A 16029-nucleotide genomic window follows, 5' to 3' on the forward strand; every position below is an offset into this window, starting at 1 on the left:
GCCCCAAGGCAACCATTTAAGGTGCATGTTCAAGCTCCTGACGTCCCGCTTCATCCCGCGCATCATGCTCTTCCGCAAGGAAGCGCTCTTGCTGTGGAAGACGCTGTTCGCGCCGGAAACCCCGCTCCATCTCAAGGCGGCGACGCTGTTTGTCGCCTTCTATCTGGTCAACCCGATCGATATCATCCCCGACTTCATCCCGCTGGCGGGCTGGATGGATGATCTGATCCTGGTGCCGCTGATGGTCAGCTGGATCGTTTCGCGGCTGCCGGTGCCGGTCCGCGCCGATATGCGCGAGCGCAATGACCAGACCATCAATGGCCGGGCGCGGCGGCTTTAGTGGCCACTGCCATTTTCTGACACCCGCTCCTGCTAGATGGCGTCATCGGCAGGAGAATTGGTATGGAACGATACTGGATAGCTGTGGCCTCGGCCGAGCACGCCCGCAAGGGCAAAGCCGGTTTCATGCAGGTCAATCACGGCAAGGCCGCGCCACTGCGCCGGCTCTCGCCCGGCGATGGCGTGATCTATTATTCTCCCGCCGAAACTTTCCGCGGCAAGGATAAGTTGCAGGCCTTCACGCTGATCGGCCGGGTGAAACCGGGCGACATCTATGCCGGTGAAATGGGCGGCGGGACGGCCTATCGCCGCGACGTGGACTATGTCGAAGCGGCCGACGCGTCAATCGCCCCCTTGCTGGACCAGCTCGAATTCACCCGCGGCCGGACGAACTGGGGTTACCAGATGCGCTTTGGCCTGTTCGAGATCAGCGCCCATGACTTCGGCAGGATTGCCCAAGCCATGGGGGCCAGGATCTAGCCTATTCGAAGCGCACCAGCAGGTCCTTGGCGTCGATCTGGTCGCCCGGCTTGATCAGGAGTTCGGCGATCACGCCATCGATCTCGGCATGGATGGCGGTTTCCATCTTCATGGCCTCGATGGAACACAGCACGTCCCCGGCGGTGACCGATTGGCCCTCCTTGACGGCCAGGGTCGAGATCACGCCCGGCATGGGTGCGCCGACTTGCTTGGCATCGCCCGACACGGCCTTGGCCCGCAGCTTGACTTCGCCAACCTTGAGCCGGTCCGGGACCAGGATCGTGCGCGGCTGACCGTTGAGATCGAAGAACACCCGCACTTCGCCCTTTTCATTGGTGGGCGCGCGGCCGAGATATTGCAGGACCAGCGTCTTGCCCTTCTCGATATCGACCAGCAGTTCGTCGCCTTCATGCAAGCCATAGAAATAGACCGGGGTGGGCAGCACTTCGGTGGGACCGTAGCGCTCCTGGGTCTTTTCGAAATCGGCATAGACCTTGGGATACATGAGGTATGAAGCCAGCCGGAAATCGTCGATCGGATGCCCGACTTCGTCGGCAATCTTCTTGCGCTCGGCCTCGAGGTCGACATCCTTGAGATAGGAGCCAGGCCGCTCGGTCAGCGGCTTCTTGCCCTTGAGCACCTTCTTTTGCAGTTCCTTGGGGAAGCCGCCGGGCGGCTGGCCCAGATCGCCGGCAAAGAAACCGACGACGGAATCGGGGAAGGCGATGTCACGCTTGGGATCTTCCACATCGGCGCGGGTCAATCCGGCCGACACCATGGCCAGGGCCATGTCGCCAACCACCTTGGATGACGGCGTCACCTTGACGATATCGCCAAACATCTGGTTGACGTCGGCATAGGTCTGGGCGACTTCGTGCCAGCGGGTTTCAAGGCCCAGCGAGCGCGCCTGTTCCTTGAGATTGGTGAACTGCCCGCCCGGCATTTCATGCAGATAGACTTCGGACGCCCCGCCCTTGAGATCGCTTTCAAAGGCGCGATATTGCGTGCGCACGGCTTCCCAATAGAAGGAAATCTGGCGGATCACCTTGGAATCGAGCTCCGGATCGCGCTCGCCGCCGGCCAGGGCCGCCACCAGCGAACCCAGTGTCGGCTGGCTGGTCGTGCCGCTCAAGGCATCCATGGCCGCGTCGATCGCATCGACCCCCGCATCCACCGCCGCCAGCACCGTCGCTGCCGCCGCACCCGAGGTGTCGTGGGTGTGCAGATGAATGGGCAGATCAGTCTCGTTGCGCAGCGTCGAGATCAACTTCTTGGCCGCAGCAGGCTTGAGCAGCCCGGCCATGTCCTTGATCCCCAGCACATGCACGCCGGCTTTTTCCAGCTCCTGCGCCAGACCCACATAATATTTGAGATCGTATTTGGAACGGTCGGGATCAAAGAGGTCGCCGGTATAGCAGATGACGCCCTCGGCGACCTTGTTGGCCTCGAGCACCGCATCGAGCGAGACGCGCATGTTCTCGACCCAGTTGAGGCAATCGAACACGCGGAAAATATCCACCCCGCCCTTGGCCGCTTCGGCCACGAAGAACTTGACCACATTGTCGGGATAATTGGTGTAGCCCACGCCATTGGAGCCGCGCAGCAGCATCTGCGTCAGGATATTGGGCGCGCCTTCGCGCACCTTGGCGAGACGTTCCCAGGGGTCCTCATTGAGGAAGCGCATGGAGACGTCGAATGTCGCCCCGCCCCAGCATTCAAGGCTGAACAGGTTCGGCAGACCCCGCGAATAGGCCTGGGCAATGCGCGTAATGTCATAGCTGCGCATGCGGGTGGCGAGCAGGCTTTGATGCGCGTCGCGCATCGTGGTGTCGGTAAACAATACCCGCTTCTGCTTTTTCATCCACTTGGCCAGCGCCGCCGGACCGTTCCGGTCCAGCACCTGCCGGCTGCCGTCAATGGTCGCCAGCGGCGGGAATTCGGGCAATACGGGCGCCGCAGCCTCGGCCGGCGGGCGCGGGCGATCGCGCACTTCGGGATGCCCATTGACCGTCACATCGGCAATGTAGCTGAGCAGCTTGGTCGCACGATCCTTGCGCGGCTTGAAGTTGAACAGCTCGGGCGTCGTATCGATGAAGCGCGTCGTATAGCGGTTTTCGACAAAGTCGGAATGGGTGATGATGTTCTCAAGGAACGCCAGATTGGTCGAGACACCGCGAATGCGGAACTCGCGCAGAGCGCGGTGCATGCGGGCAATGGCTTCCTCGGCCGTCGGGGCCCAGCAGGTGACCTTTTCCAGCAGCGGATCGTAAAACCGGGTGATCACCGCCCCGGCATAGGCGGTGCCGCCATCGAGCCGCACGCCAAAGCCGGTGGCGCCGCGATAGGCTGTGATGCGGCCATAATCGGGAATGAAATTCTGCTCGGGGTCTTCCGTGGTCACCCGGCACTGAATGGCATTGCCGTTGAGATGAATGTCCTTTTGTAGCGGGACGCCGGATTCGGGCGTGCCGATCACCGCGCCATCGAGCAGATGGATCTGCGCCTTGACGATATCGATCCCCGTCACTTCCTCGGTGACGGTATGCTCGACCTGAATGCGCGGATTGACCTCGATGAAGTAGAATTTGTCGGTATCGGCATCCATCAGGAATTCGACGGTGCCGGCGCCGCGATAATTGGCGGCATTGCCCAGCCTGACGGCGGCGTCGGTCAATTCCTTGCGCACCTTGTCGTCGAGATAGGGCGCGGGCGCCCGCTCGACCACTTTCTGGTTGCGCCGCTGCACCGAGCAATCGCGCTCGAACAGATGCACGAGATTACCGTGATCATCGCCAATCAGCTGCACTTCGACATGGCGGGCCCGCTCGACCAGCTTTTCGAGATACATCTCGTCCTTGCCGAAGGCCGCCTTGGCCTCGCGCTTGCCTTCCGACACTTCCGACAGCAGGCTTTTTTCATCCATGATGCGGCGCATGCCGCGCCCGCCACCGCCCCAGCTCGCCTTGAGCATCAGCGGATAGCCGATTTCGGCCGCCAGTTTCTTGATCTCAGCGGGATCGTCCGGCAGCGCATCGGTGGCCGGCACCACCGGCACCTTGGAGGCGATCGCCATATTGCGCGCGGCAACCTTATTACCCATATCGCGCATGGTCTGCGCCCGCGGGCCGATAAAGATGATGCCGGCATCTTCGCAGGCATCGACGAATTCAGGGCTTTCCGACAATAGGCCATAGCCGGGATGGATCGCATCGGCACCCGAGATGCGGGCAATGCGGATATATTCGTCGATCTGCAGATAGGCCTCGACCGGCCCCTTGCCCTTGCCGATCAGATAGGCCTCGTCCGCCTTGAAACGGTGCAGCGCCAGCTTGTCCTCTTCGGCAAAGGCGGCGACCGTCTTGATCCCCAGCTCATTGGCGGCGCGGAACACGCGGATGGCGATTTCGCTGCGGTTGGCGACGAGGATTTTCTTGATTGGCATCGATATAAATTCCGAGCAGGAGGGGTCGTGGGATCGCGCGCGCGATCCGGCTCAGTCTGGAATGGGGCCGGGCCGGTCGCCCGGCCATGCCGCCGAAAAAATACCGTCTAGTCGCGGCTGAGGTGACCGGCCAAATGGCTCATGTCATAGCCGGCCTCGGCCGCCTGGGCGATGATCTCGCCCGCATCCAATTCGCCGGCCTGGCTCAGCGCCCACAGAGTGGTCGAGCGCGTTCCCGAACGGCAGAAAGCAAACACCGGGCCTGTGCTCCCCTCGAGCGCGGCCTTGGTCGCCTCGACCATGGCGGGGGAAACCCCTTCACGGCCCAGTGGAATAGCATAATAGGCCAGCCCCGCAGCCTTGGCGGCCGCCTCGATTGCGGCGCCGTCCGGCTGATCGGGCGATTCGCCTTCGGGGCGATTATTGATGATCGTGGTAAAGCCCTGGGCCTTGAGCGCTGCTATGTCTTCAGGCTGGATTTGCCCGGAAACACTGATGTGATCATTTATGCGCTTCAAATCCAACTGCTTGCTCCCCGCTGCACCGAACTGGCTGGTACGCCGTTATATCGCTTCGCCACCACTAGACGCAACTACGACAGAAGGCTAGCTGTCGCCAGCCTGTCATGCGCACTGCTGCCTTGCAGTTGACGCGCCGGGTGCGTTCAAACCGATAAAGCGGATTTCGCTCATGACCGATCTCGCCTCCGCCTTCCCCACCCGACCGCTCAAGCTGCGCAAGACCGGCATCGTGCCCGGCATCTTCTCCTATTTAGGCGGGCTCATGTTCCTGGGCATTGCCGGCTTCATCGCCGTCTGGCAGGCGCCCGGCATCTACAATGACATCATCATCTCGCAGAACCCGGTGGTGGTCTATGATTCCACGGTGGAGGACGGCCATTGCACCACCCGCCGCTTCGTCTTCACCGATTGCGAGGCGCATGTGACCTATAGTGTCAAAGGCAAGACCTTCGAGCGCGATATCGAATTGATGTTCGTCGATTTCGGCACCAAGGATTATGAGGTCGAAGTCGTCCGCTCGGCCGACAAGCCGCAGATCGTGGGCCTCAGCCTGGGGCTTGACATGCTGTGGAACCGCATCATTGTCGGCGCGGCCTTCGTGCTGGGCCTGGGCGCGCTCGGCGCCGCTTTGTTCTTCAAGGGCGCCCGGGCCGACCGGGTGCGGGCAATGGCCCGCAAGGCGCTGCCGCTGACCCCGGTTCCGGTCAATGTAGTGGCCATATCCAATGTGGTGGGCGCCAAGGCCGTGGCCTACACCATTCCCCGCCCCGGCAAGAAACCCGGCCCCAACATCGCCTCGCGCATTGGGCGCAAGCAGGACCTGTTCTGGCTCAACGGCGACGGCCAGGCCCTGGCGGTGCTCCACGCCGGCAGCAAGCACCCGATCCTGCTCGATGCCGAACTGACGCGGCTGGATTTGACCGAGGAAGAGCGCCGCAAGATCGAAGCGGCACGCGATGGTGTTGAGGCGGCGGCGAGTTGATCCCCTCATCCGCCCTGCGGGCACCTTCTCCCACGAGGGGAGAAGGTGGCTCCGTGCCAGACAAAACTGGGAGCCAACCCTCGCCCCTTGTGGGAGAGGGACAGTGGTTTCTTCGTCCAGAAGAAATCACAGGGTGAGGGGTGCGATGCTTCCGCAAACACCAGCAGCCAATTAAGCCGCGCTGGCCCGCCGTTCGCGCACCAGGGCGGCGGGCCGGCCCAGCAGGAACCCTTGCAGGCCGGTGACGCCGGCCAGCTTGAGCTTGGCCAATTGCTCCTGGGTCTCGACGCCCTCGGCAATCACTTCCACCGGCAGCGAGCGCGCAATGTCGCAGATCGCCGAGACGATCATCGCATCGATCCGGCTATCGGCCAGATTGGCCACATAGGTGCGGTCGATCTTGATGATGTCGAAGGCAAAGCCGCGCAGATATTGCAGGCTCGCATGCCCGGCCCCGAAATCGTCGATGGCGATGCGCACGCCCATGGCGCGCAGGGCCTCGAGGTTCGCCATGGCCACCCCGCCGGCATTGAGCGGCACGGTCTCGGTGATTTCGACGATGATCCGGCGCGGATCGGTTGCGGTTTCCATCAGCACGGCGGCAAAGCGGGCAGCATAATCGGCATGGCGCAATTGGGCCGGCGACACATTGACCGCCACTGAGTCACTGCCCAGAGCCGGCAGATCCGCACAGGCGCGCCGCAGCACCCAATCGCCCAGCCGGTCGATCAGGTCGCTCTCCTCGGCAATGCCCACGAACTGGCCAGGCGGGATCATGCCGCGCACCTTGTGCCGCCAGCGCACCAGGGCTTCGTGCGATTTGATGGTCATCGTCGCGGCCGAAAACACCGGCTGGTAATGCAGCTCCAGCTCATCCATCAGCAAAGCCGCGCGCAATTCGCGCTCGATGAAGCGGCGATGCCGCTCGTCGCCCAGCATATCGGCATCGAAGGCCACGACCGTGCGGCGACCCGCCTTCTTGCCTTTGTACAGCGCCAGATCGGCCTTGGAGATGAGATCGACGACGTCAATCGCATCGGCCGGCGCCAGGGCAATGCCCACCGAGGCCGACAGCCGCACCGGGCGTCCGCCAATGCTGACGGGCTTATCGAGCTGGCGCAGCAATTCCTCGGCCAGCCGGCGCAGGGCGGCGCGGTTGTCGTGGCCGATAATGGCAATACCGAATTCGTCGCCCCCCAGCCGCCCGATAATGGCGCCCGGCATCAGCTTGCCCAGCGTGCGCGCCAGATGCACCAAAGCCGCGTCGCCGGCGCCATGCCCGGCGCTGTCGTTGAGGAGCTTCAGATTATCCATATCGAGCTGCATATAGCCCACGGCGCTTTCGGAGCCGTGATAGACCTCGCCGCCCAGCACCTGCAGGAAATGCGAGCGCGTGAACACCCCGGTCAGGGCATCGCGCTGCACCGAATCCATCGCCTCGCGATTGGCCAGCAGCGCCGCCGCCACCCCGCCGCGCAGGCGACGATAGCCCAGCCACAACAGTCCGATCAGCACCGAGCCGCCCGCCAGCACCGCCAGCGGCAGGGTGAGCGAACCCAGTCCGCCCCACATGGCCCACAGGCTTGCCAGCACGAGCCCGGCAATCACCAATGCCGCGCCCAGCGCCATGCTGCTATAGCTGTCGATAATGGCTTTGAGGTTGGGATCGCGGCGCATGCTCTACCAGAGGGATATGGGCGCATCAGCCGGCCCCATTGCACCATCTTATCGGCGACAAGGCATGAATATCTTCTAAAGAACTCGATAAAATTCGTTTGTTACCAGCCACTTACCGGAGACCAAATGGCGGAAACTATCCCGCTGATGTGACAGTCTGACAACGAACCGCCGCCATGGACATGGCCTTTGCAGAGCACGGTAAATGCCTAGTTAAGGCACGTCATTCCCCACCCATTGGCGCCAGAGATCGCCGCGTTCGGCCACGAAGCGATCGGCCACCCCCTCGATGGTCGCGCCCGGCAGGTTGAGCTGGGCGAGCAGCCCGTTCATCTCCGCCAGTGGCAGGGAACTGCGCTGGAAATAGCCGGCAATGGTGGGAATGTCGGTAAACACCCATTCGGCCAGCGCCGTCACCACCGTCTCCGGCGCAAAGGCCGACGGCGCGGGACTGGGGCAGGACAGGCTCGCCAGGCACTTCGCATTGGCCTCATTGTAGGGGCCCATATCGAGCGGCCGGAAACCAAATTGCGCCAGCACCGCATTGGGTTGCCAATAGTAGAAAACGATGGCCTCCTGCCGGCTCACAGCCTCGCCGATCAGAGTGTCCATTTCGAACCGGTTGGCCGGCTCGACAATGTCGACCAGATTGCCCAGCCCATAGGCCCGCACCAGATTGCGATTGATCACAGCGCAGGCCCAATCGGGCGGGCAGGACACGAAGCGCACTTTGGTGCCGCCATTGAGCGTAGGCAAAGCCGCAGCCAGCGCGGCAGCGCTGGTCAGTTCGGGGTGGGCGCCCGCCACGTAATCGGGAATGAACCAGCCCTCGAAATTGGCTTCGGCATAGCTGGGGGTGGCAGGCCGCACCATCTGCGCCTCGATGGCCGGGTTCCACAATTCGGCGATCCGGTTGATCCACATTTCGGGCGCCACGGCGGGCTGGCCGGTCGAACCCATGGACGAGCCGGTCGCCGCCAGATCGCCGGGAATGACCTTAATCTCGCAGCCGAACTGGGCAGCCAGGATCTGCGCATGGATTTCGGCCAGCAGCGCCGCCGATGGCCAGCTCATGCGCGCAATGGCCAGCGGCTGGGTGCCGCAGACCGGGGACGGTGGCGGCGGAGCGACCCCGACATTATCCTGCGCCTGATCAAGCACGCTCACCTGTGCCGCGACTGGCGCCGCAAGCAGCATCAGGCTCAGCAGCGCCCCTCCAAGCCGACGAAAAATCATGCCGCCCCTCACCGCCTAAGGCCTCAATCTATCCAAAAACCATCCGCGTTAAGCAACAGTCACAAGGCCCGGTTTTGCCAATCAATACAAGGTGACTCCCAATTTCCAATATGCAACAGTCCTGGCTTGGCGGGGCGCACGTGGCGCCCCCGAAGACGTGTCGTTCCGCGTGCAAGACTGGCGCCGTGCAAGGGCCGCACCGGCGGGACGACCATTGAGAGGGACCTAGATGAACATTCTGAACAAGACCCTGACCCTGGCAGTTGCTGCCTCGACCCTTGCGGTCGCCGCACCGGCCATCGCGCAGGATACCGGAGCCACTATCGGCTTCATCGGCGGCTTTACCGGCCCCATTGAATCGCTGACCCCCCCGATCTTTGCCGGCGCCGAGCTGGTGGTGAAGCAGGTCAACGAGCAGGGCGGCATTCTGGGCGGCGAGCTCAAGCTGATCTCGGCCGATGGCGCCTGCGACGCGACCGCTGCGGCCGCTGCCGCCGACAAGGTCATCAATTCCGACAATGTGACGGCCGTGGTCGGCGCGCTGTGCACCGGCGAAACCATCGGCGCCTTCAATGGCTCGGGCAAGTCGGGCAATGTGGTCTTCATCTCGCCGGCCTCTTCGGCCCCGGCTCTGACCACGCTGGACGACAATGACCTCGTCTATCGCACCACCCCATCGGACGCGCTGCAGGGCGTCAAGCTGGCTGACCTGCTGCTCGCCAAGGGCGTCAAGGACATTGCCATCACCTATGTCAACAATGACTATGGCAAGGGCTTTGCCGACGCGCTCTCGGCTGCCTACACCGCCGGCGGCGGCACCGTGGCGGCCAATCTCGCCCATGAAGAAGGCAAGGCCGATTACCGCGCCGAGCTGGGCAATCTGGTCGCTTCGCAGAACCTGGTCATCCTGGCCTATGCCAATGCTTCGGGTAACACCGTGCTGCGCCAGGCTGTGGAGTCGGGCAATTTCACCACCTATGTCGGCGGTGACGGCATGGTCGGCGACGACCTGTTGACCGGTATCGACGCTGCGGCCGTCGAAGGCCTGATCGCCACCCGCGCCGGCGCACCGGCTGGCACTGCCACCACCACCTATGTCGATCTGGCCAATGCTGCCGGCATCGAAGCCAACGCGACCTATGCCCCCCAGGCCTATGACGCCGCATTCCTGCTCGCCCTCGCCATCGAAAAGAATGGCTCGGCCGACCGCGAAGGCCTTTCGGCCGCTCTGCGTGACGTTGCCTCCGCTCCCGGCGAAAAGATCCTGCCCGGCGAATGGACCAAGGCAGTCGAATTGATCAAGGCCGGCACCGACATCGACTATGACGGCGCCGGTGGCCCGCTTGACTTCGACGCAGCTGGCGACGTTGACGGCATCATCGTCGAACTGGCCGTCGAAGGCGGCAAGTTCGTCGAAAAGGGCGAAATCCAGTAATTTCGCCGGTCGTAAAATAATGAAAGCCCGGGAGCGATCCCGGGCTTTTTTATGCCGGAGGCAATCATGGCCGATGACGACACATTGCGGTTCTACGCTGAAAACGCCGCGACCTATGTACGGCACCAGCGACGTATTGGCCGGCATCTAGCGGACTTTCTCGCCGCGCTCCCAGTGGGTGCTAAAATTCTCGAATTGGGCACCGGCGGCGGCGATGATGCCGCCCATATGCTGGCGCAAGGCTTCGACATTCACCCCACCGATGCCTCGTCCGAACTGGCGGCGGAGGCGAGCCGCCATATCGGCCGGCCGGTACCGGTGATGCGGTTTGACGAACTCGATGCGGCCGCGTTCTATGATGGCGTGTGGGCCAGCGCCTCACTGCTGCATGCACCGGCCAGCGAATTGACTGGCAATCTGACCCAAATCCACCGCGCCCTGAAACCGGGCGGGCTCTTCGTGGCCAGCTTCAAGGCGGGTCATGGCGAAGGCCGCGACCAGTTCGGCCGCTATTACAATTATCCCAGCGCGGAAACCCTGCTGGCCCATTACCGCGCCGCCGCAGCATGGACGGAACTCAACCTGAGCGAAGAAGACGGCACCGGCTATGACGCCCTGCCCACCCGCTGGCTCTGGTCAGTGCGCGGCGCTGAACTATTCGCTCAGCCGCCGCACCTGAACCATCGAAACCGCCGCGCTGACACTGACATCCAGATGCTCGCCCTGCACCACGTCGAGCACTTTAGAGGGGCGGTAGGCTACGACATTGGTGCCGTCCTTGTGGCGCAGGCTGTCATAGACCAGGCCATCCCCGCCCCCGGCGCGCTCGGCCTCGCCGAAGGCTTGGCTCACGGCATAATCCGTGCCGTCATAAAGCGCGGGCCGTTCGGCCTGTTGGCCGCGCAGGTCGAGATAATCGCCTTGCAGGCGACAATGATAGGCTCGATAGGTCCGCGTCATCGCCGGAACGTCACGGGCCACCAATTCGCGCCGCAGATGATGGGCCACTTCTGCCACCGCAGTGTTGATGGCGGCGGCGGCATACCAGGCGCCGAGGTCAGGCCCGGCAAAGCGGGTGCCGCCCGGCGGGGCATGGAGGAATGCGGCCATGATGATGCTCGAATTGGTTCGCCCGAACGCCCATTCCGCCTCGGGCAGGCGGCGCAGCCGTTCGCTCACCAGCCGGTCATTGGTCCAGCCGGCGAGATCCATCACAGCTTCCAGATCTGCCGGCGTGCTGACCGTATCGAACAGACCAATGGGCGGAAATTGCGAGGGGATCAGGCGATAGCACGGCCGGGGCGCCGCAATGCGCTGCTCGGTCATTGCCAGACAATGGCCTCGTCGCCCAGCGGCGCAAAGTCCTGATCGACCCGATTGGGCGGCATATAGAGCCCGCCGCGTGCCGCATCGAGAAAGCGCCGCACCAGCAACAGGCCATCCTGCGATCCGCTGGTGATCAGCGCCAGCGGCGGCTGGCCGCCAAAGACCGGGGCGGCATGGGGTCCGCGCAGCCAGGCCAGCGCCTCGGCCTGATTGGCAAACAACACGCCCAGCGCCTGATGAATACCCAGCACAGCCGAAATCCGCGTCAGCACATCGGCATCGAGCAGCAGGCTTTCCTGCGCCCGCGCCTGCTTTATCCAGAGGTAATAGGTCGAGCGCGCCGGATAGCCGAGCACCAGCCGCCGCTGTTCCTCATTGAGCTGCCATAGATCGGCAATGGCGAGAAAACTGCGCAGGCCCGGCCCGCTCAGGCGACGTCGATTTTGCGGCAGGAAGCGCGCTGCATCCAGCAGATCGGGGCCGGGCGCCACCGGCTGCTGCGATATGATACGGGCGATGCGGGCCATGTGCGTCTCCAGTCTCCTGGAGAAGATATAGTCCAGTTTTAGACAAAGTGCAATATTGGACGCATCCCATCCACGTACTCCTGCCGGGTCATTCCGGCGCAGGCCGGAATCCATGCTGTGAGATCGCCGTGTGTGGAGGACCTTCAGCACGGATCCCGGCCTGCGCCGGGATGACATTGGGGTGGGACAACACCTCGCCCCAAAACGGAAATCCCCGCTTTCGCGGGGATCACACAATTTGAGACGGACGGACAAAATCACCCCTCTCGCCGAACCACTTCGGGGATCAGGCCCTTGGGCGCAAACCGCAGGGCAATGGTGATCACCAGGCCCAGCACGAAAACCCGCATCTGCGCCGAGCGGGCTTCGATATCGGGGATGGCGCCCCAGCCGGCCGTGCTTGACCAATAAGAGACGAAATCGAACACCGCCTTGGCCAGCGGCTCGGAGATGACCCAGATCAGCCAGATCAATACCGCCCCGAACACCGCGCCCCAATTATTGCCGGCGCCGCCTACGATCACCATGACCCAGATCAGGAATGTGTGGTTGATCGGCTGATAGCTGGAGGGATCGAAAATCTGCACGAAGCTGACCAGCATGGCCCCGCCAATGCCCATCAGCACCGAGCCGAAGACGAAGATTTCGAGCTGCCGCGCGGTGACATTCTTGCCCATGGACGCAGAGGCGATGTGATTGTCGCGAATAGCGCGCATCATGCGGCCCCAGGGCCCGGCATAGGCGCGCGAGATCAAGAGGATCGCGATGGCCAAGACGGCAATGGCCAGCAGCAGGAAACCACCGCGCGCCAGGAGCAGCGCCGGCTGCCCGCCGCCCGCATAGGCATCCGGCAATGGCACCGGCCAGGGAATGGGCGAGACGGTCAGCGTGCCGCGCGTCAGCCAATCCATATTCTTGATCAGCGCCCGGATAATCTCGGAAATGCCGATCGTGGCGATGGCCAAGTAGTCGGTGCGCAGGCCCAGGCTGATCTTGCCGACAAAATAGGCGATGGCCGCCGCCAGCACGCCGCCGAACAGCCAGCCCAGCACGGGATGGCCGCCCAGCCCGCCGACCCATTTGCCGCCGGCATCGGATTCGATATAGGCGGCGGTCGGATCGATCTGGCTGCGATAGACGCAATAGGCCACGAACCAGGCAATGACCGTCAGCACGGTCTTCCACTTGCCCGTAATGCCCACGCGATGGCTCTGCCGCGCCGCCAGCACCAGCAGCGCCCCGGCGATAAAGGCCAGCAGCGCCCGCCCCAGCATCCAGGGACCATCGGCGCCCCAGAATTGCGGATTGACCGGATAGGAAATGAAGGTGACGGCAAAGCCGCCCACCATCAGGAAGCCCATAATGCCGAAATTGAACAGCCCGCCATAACCCCATTGCAGGTTGAGCCCGAGCGCGATCAGCGCATAGGCGGCAGCTTCCACGAGGCGCGATGAGGTAAAGGGCAGGCCCATCACCCAGCCGATCACCAGGATCAGCCCGAACAGCCCGGCAAAGAGCGTGAGGGAACGCTGGATCATGACGAGGCTCCCTTGAAGATACCGGTGGGCCGCACCAGCAATGTGACCACCAGGATGACGAAAGCCACGGTGAGCTTATATTCGGTGGGCACGAGCGCCAGCGTCGCCGGCAATTGCAGCCATTCGGGCAGGATGGCGTTGAGCGGGCGCAGTACCATGGTCCAGTTGAACACGGCCAGCGACTCGGCAAAACCGATCAGCAGGCCCCCGGCAATGGCGCCATAGGCTTGGCCGAGGCCACCCACAATGGCGGCGGCAAAGATCGGGATGATGATGTTGAAGGCCAGATCTGGCTTCAGCGTCACGTCCAGCGCCAGCATGGTGCCAGCCATGCAGCCCAGCGCCCCGGCGATGATCCAGGTGACGCGAACCACCAGCGCCGTATTGATGCCTGAGACCTGCGCCAGATCCGCATTGTCGGCCATGGCCCGCATCGCCTTACCCAGCCGCGAGCGGGTGAGGAAGAGATGCAGCGCAATCACCGATAGCGCGGTGACGACGATCATCAGCAATTGCGGCTCGGTGATCACCAACGGGCGGGTCGAGCCGAGAAAGGCCAGATCGACGCGGAACACATCCTTGGTTTCGTGCTCGAAGAAGGAATAGGAACCGGCGCCGAAGAACAGCCGGATCAGGCCCTGCACCATCAGCGTCACGCCGATCGAGGCGATCAGCAGCGTCACCGGCTTGGCGCCCCGCTTGCGCAGCGGCGCATAAAAGCCCTTGTCGATGCCCAGCGCGAAAATCGCCGAGAGCACCATGGCAATCGGCAGCACCACAAAACCCATGGGAATGGGGGCGGTAATGCCCCAGGCGGCAAAGGCGCCGGCCAATAGGAAGGCAAAGAACGCGCCCGACGTCATCAGCTCGGAATGGGCAAAATGGGCAAAGCGCAGAATGCCGAATACCAGCGTGATGCCGACCGCGCCCAGCGCATAGATACATCCCAGCACCGCGCCGGAAATGACGACCTGGTTGATGAAGAAAATGAGTTCGGTCATGTCAGTCCTAGCCCCCCAAAAAGCTCTTGGCGACTTCGGGGTCGGCGATGAGTTCGGGGCCGGTGCCGGTGAAGCGGTTCTGCCCGCTGGCCAGCACAAAGCCCTTGGAGGCAAAGGCCAGCGCCTGGCGGGCGTTCTGTTCGACCATCAAGATGCCGACGCCTTCTTTGTTGACGCGCACGATGGTCTCGAAAATCTCGATGACATAGCGCGGCGAGAGGCCCGCCGAGGGCTCGTCCAGCATCAGCAGCTTGGGCTTGCTCATCAGCGCGCGGCCCATGGCGACCATCTGGCGCTGCCCGCCCGAAAGTTCGCCCGCCGGCTGCCGCCGCTTTTCCGCCAGCACCGGGAACATGTCATAGACCCATTGCATGGTGGCGCGGAAATCGTCCTTGCGGGTGAAGGCGCCCATTTCCAGGTTCTCCTCGACGCTCATCGAGGTGAAGACGTTCTTTTCCTGCGGCACGAAGCTGAGGCCCTTGGGCACCAGCTTGTCGGGCAGCGAATTGGCGACATTCTCGCCGCCGAATTCGATGGTGCCGCCGGTGACCTTGAGCAGGCCGAAAATCGCCTTCAACGTGGTGGATTTGCCCGCGCCATTGGGGCCGACAATCACCCCGATATCATGCGGCTCGATGGCGATATTGACGCCATTGAGGATCGGCGCGCCGCCATAGCCGCCGACGACGTGTTTGAGTTCGATCAAGGCCATTATGCTGCTTCCACCGGGGTGCCGAAATAGGCCTCGACAATGGCCGGATTGGCGCGGATTTCGGCCATCGGGCCCTCGGCGATCTTCTCGCCGGCGGCCATCACGATGACCGGATCACACAGCCGCCCGATCAGGTCCATATCGTGCTCGATGACAAAGAAGGTGTAGCCCAATTCCTTGTTCATCCGCTCGATATTGGCGGCAAGATCATTGAGCAAGGTCTTGTTGACGCCGGCCGCCACCTCGTCGAGCAGCACCACCTTGGCATCCACCATCATGGTGCGGCCCAGTTCGAGTAGCTTTTTCTGCCCGCCCGAGAGATTGCCCGCCAGCTCATTGCGCACATGGCCGAGCTTGAGGAAATCGATGACATCGAGCGCCTTCTTGCGCACTTCGGTCTCGCGCGATTTGGCCAGGCCGGGCCGGAACCAGGCATTGGCCAGATATTCGCCCGGCTGGTCGCCCGGCACCATCATCAGGTTTTCCAGCGCCGTCATATTGGAGAATTCATGCGCGATCTGGAAGGTGCGCAACATGCCGGTGCGGAACAATTGGTGCGGCTTGAGGCCCGTCACATCCTGGCCGTCGAAAATCACCTGTCCGCTATCGGGCACGATATTGCCGGCCACGATATTGAACAGCGTCGATTTGCCCGCGCCATTGGGCCCGATCAAGCCTGTGACCGAGCCGCGCCGAACCGAGAGCGAACAATTGTTGACGGCGGTCAAACCGCCAAAGCGCTTGCTGACGTTGCGAACGTCAATAACTACATCAGAGGACACCCAAACCCGTTCCGTTTTCCTGAACTGCCAT

Annotated in this window: 14 protein-coding genes and 1 pseudogene; 5 read left to right on the forward strand and 10 right to left on the reverse strand. The window is 62.9% G+C overall.

Features of this window, described 5'->3' with window-relative positions; all coding sequences use genetic code 11:
- The first annotated feature begins 25 nt into the window (after positions 1-25).
- Entirely contained in the window at positions 26-340 is a 315-nt protein-coding gene (locus ACI3KW_RS18030; protein ID WP_404849242.1) for a YkvA family protein, read from the forward strand.
- Positions 341-402: 62 nt separating this feature from the next.
- Entirely contained in the window at positions 403-819 is a 417-nt protein-coding gene (locus ACI3KW_RS18035) for an EVE domain-containing protein (RefSeq protein WP_404849243.1), read from the forward strand.
- A 1-nt stretch (position 820) separates the two neighbouring features.
- On the opposite strand, the gene pyc is transcribed toward ACI3KW_RS18035, so the two are convergent.
- Entirely contained in the window at positions 821-4261 is a 3441-nt protein-coding gene (gene pyc / locus ACI3KW_RS18040; protein ID WP_404849244.1) for a pyruvate carboxylase, read from the reverse strand.
- A 107-nt stretch (positions 4262-4368) separates the two neighbouring features.
- A complete protein-coding gene (locus ACI3KW_RS18045) occupies positions 4369-4779 on the reverse strand; it encodes a TIGR01244 family sulfur transferase (RefSeq protein WP_262171276.1) in 411 nt (136 codons plus the stop codon).
- Between the two features lie 172 nt (positions 4780-4951).
- Here ACI3KW_RS18045 and ACI3KW_RS18050 point away from each other — a divergent pair, with 172 nt between their 5' ends.
- Positions 4952-5764 (forward strand): hypothetical protein, encoded by an 813-nt coding sequence (locus ACI3KW_RS18050; RefSeq protein WP_404849245.1) that lies wholly within the window; start codon positions 4952-4954, stop codon positions 5762-5764.
- Between the two features lie 171 nt (positions 5765-5935).
- Here ACI3KW_RS18050 and ACI3KW_RS18055 read toward each other — a convergent pair whose 3' ends face one another.
- Together ACI3KW_RS18055 and ACI3KW_RS18060 are read right to left on the reverse strand one after the other, a co-directional pair.
- Entirely contained in the window at positions 5936-7441 is a 1506-nt protein-coding gene (locus tag ACI3KW_RS18055; RefSeq protein ID WP_404849246.1) for a putative bifunctional diguanylate cyclase/phosphodiesterase, read from the reverse strand.
- Positions 7442-7654: 213 nt separating this feature from the next.
- Entirely contained in the window at positions 7655-8677 is a 1023-nt protein-coding gene (locus ACI3KW_RS18060) for a glycine betaine ABC transporter substrate-binding protein (protein WP_404849247.1), read from the reverse strand.
- 229 nt (positions 8678-8906) lie between these two features.
- Between ACI3KW_RS18060 and ACI3KW_RS18065 the strand changes: the two genes are divergently transcribed.
- A complete protein-coding gene (locus tag ACI3KW_RS18065) occupies positions 8907-10112 on the forward strand; it encodes an ABC transporter substrate-binding protein (RefSeq protein ID WP_404849248.1) in 1206 nt (401 codons plus the stop codon).
- 66 nt (positions 10113-10178) lie between these two features.
- Positions 10179-10523 (forward strand): annotated as a pseudogene (locus ACI3KW_RS18070) (methyltransferase domain-containing protein); the annotation flags it as partial.
- A 243-nt stretch (positions 10524-10766) separates the two neighbouring features.
- Here the strand turns inward: ACI3KW_RS18070 and ACI3KW_RS18075 are convergent.
- From ACI3KW_RS18075 to ACI3KW_RS18100, 6 genes are all read right to left on the reverse strand, one after another.
- A complete protein-coding gene (locus ACI3KW_RS18075) occupies positions 10767-11438 on the reverse strand; it encodes an RES family NAD+ phosphorylase (RefSeq protein ID WP_404849249.1) in 672 nt (223 codons plus the stop codon).
- The gene (locus ACI3KW_RS18080) at positions 11435-11977 is read right to left on the reverse strand and encodes an MbcA/ParS/Xre antitoxin family protein (RefSeq protein ID WP_404849285.1); all 543 of its coding nucleotides are present in this window, start codon (positions 11975-11977) and stop codon (positions 11435-11437) included. The genes ACI3KW_RS18075 and ACI3KW_RS18080 overlap by 4 nt, the downstream gene beginning before the upstream one ends.
- A gap of 245 nt (positions 11978-12222) precedes the next feature.
- Positions 12223-13503, reverse strand: a complete 1281-nt coding sequence (locus ACI3KW_RS18085; protein WP_404849250.1) for a branched-chain amino acid ABC transporter permease — start codon at positions 13501-13503, stop codon at positions 12223-12225.
- Positions 13500-14504 (reverse strand): branched-chain amino acid ABC transporter permease, encoded by a 1005-nt coding sequence (locus ACI3KW_RS18090; RefSeq protein ID WP_113119905.1) that lies wholly within the window; start codon positions 14502-14504, stop codon positions 13500-13502. The genes ACI3KW_RS18085 and ACI3KW_RS18090 overlap by 4 nt, the downstream gene beginning before the upstream one ends.
- 7 nt (positions 14505-14511) lie before the next feature.
- On the reverse strand, positions 14512-15216 hold the full coding sequence (locus ACI3KW_RS18095; RefSeq protein ID WP_113119906.1) for an ABC transporter ATP-binding protein: 705 nt from the start codon (positions 15214-15216) through the stop codon (positions 14512-14514).
- Complete coding sequence (locus tag ACI3KW_RS18100) at positions 15216-15998, reverse strand: ABC transporter ATP-binding protein (RefSeq protein WP_262171260.1); 783 nt, start codon at positions 15996-15998, stop codon at positions 15216-15218. The genes ACI3KW_RS18095 and ACI3KW_RS18100 overlap by 1 nt, the downstream gene beginning before the upstream one ends.
- Positions 15999-16029 lie beyond the last annotated feature (31 nt).

It is taken from the genome of Devosia sp. ZW T5_3, assembly GCF_044987315.1.
GTDB lineage: Bacteria > Pseudomonadota > Alphaproteobacteria > Rhizobiales > Devosiaceae > Devosia.

Coding starts and splice junctions, on each gene's coding strand:
- ACI3KW_RS18050 (WP_404849245.1), top strand. CDS start 4,952: ATGACCGATCTCGCCTCCGCCTTCCCCACCCGACCGCTCAAGCTGCGC.
- ACI3KW_RS18065 (WP_404849248.1), top strand. CDS start 8,907: ATGAACATTCTGAACAAGACCCTGACCCTGGCAGTTGCTGCCTCGACC.
- ACI3KW_RS18095 (WP_113119906.1), bottom strand. CDS start 15,216: ATGGCCTTGATCGAACTCAAACACGTCGTCGGCGGCTATGGCGGCGCG.
- ACI3KW_RS18085 (WP_404849250.1), bottom strand. CDS start 13,503: ATGATCCAGCGTTCCCTCACGCTCTTTGCCGGGCTGTTCGGGCTGATC.
- ACI3KW_RS18075 (WP_404849249.1), bottom strand. CDS start 11,438: ATGACCGAGCAGCGCATTGCGGCGCCCCGGCCGTGCTATCGCCTGATC.
- ACI3KW_RS18035 (WP_404849243.1), top strand. CDS start 403: ATGGAACGATACTGGATAGCTGTGGCCTCGGCCGAGCACGCCCGCAAG.
- pyc (WP_404849244.1), bottom strand. CDS start 4,261: ATGCCAATCAAGAAAATCCTCGTCGCCAACCGCAGCGAAATCGCCATC.
- ACI3KW_RS18030 (WP_404849242.1), top strand. CDS start 26: ATGTTCAAGCTCCTGACGTCCCGCTTCATCCCGCGCATCATGCTCTTC.
- ACI3KW_RS18060 (WP_404849247.1), bottom strand. CDS start 8,677: ATGATTTTTCGTCGGCTTGGAGGGGCGCTGCTGAGCCTGATGCTGCTT.
- ACI3KW_RS18055 (WP_404849246.1), bottom strand. CDS start 7,441: ATGCGCCGCGATCCCAACCTCAAAGCCATTATCGACAGCTATAGCAGC.
- ACI3KW_RS18090 (WP_113119905.1), bottom strand. CDS start 14,504: ATGACCGAACTCATTTTCTTCATCAACCAGGTCGTCATTTCCGGCGCG.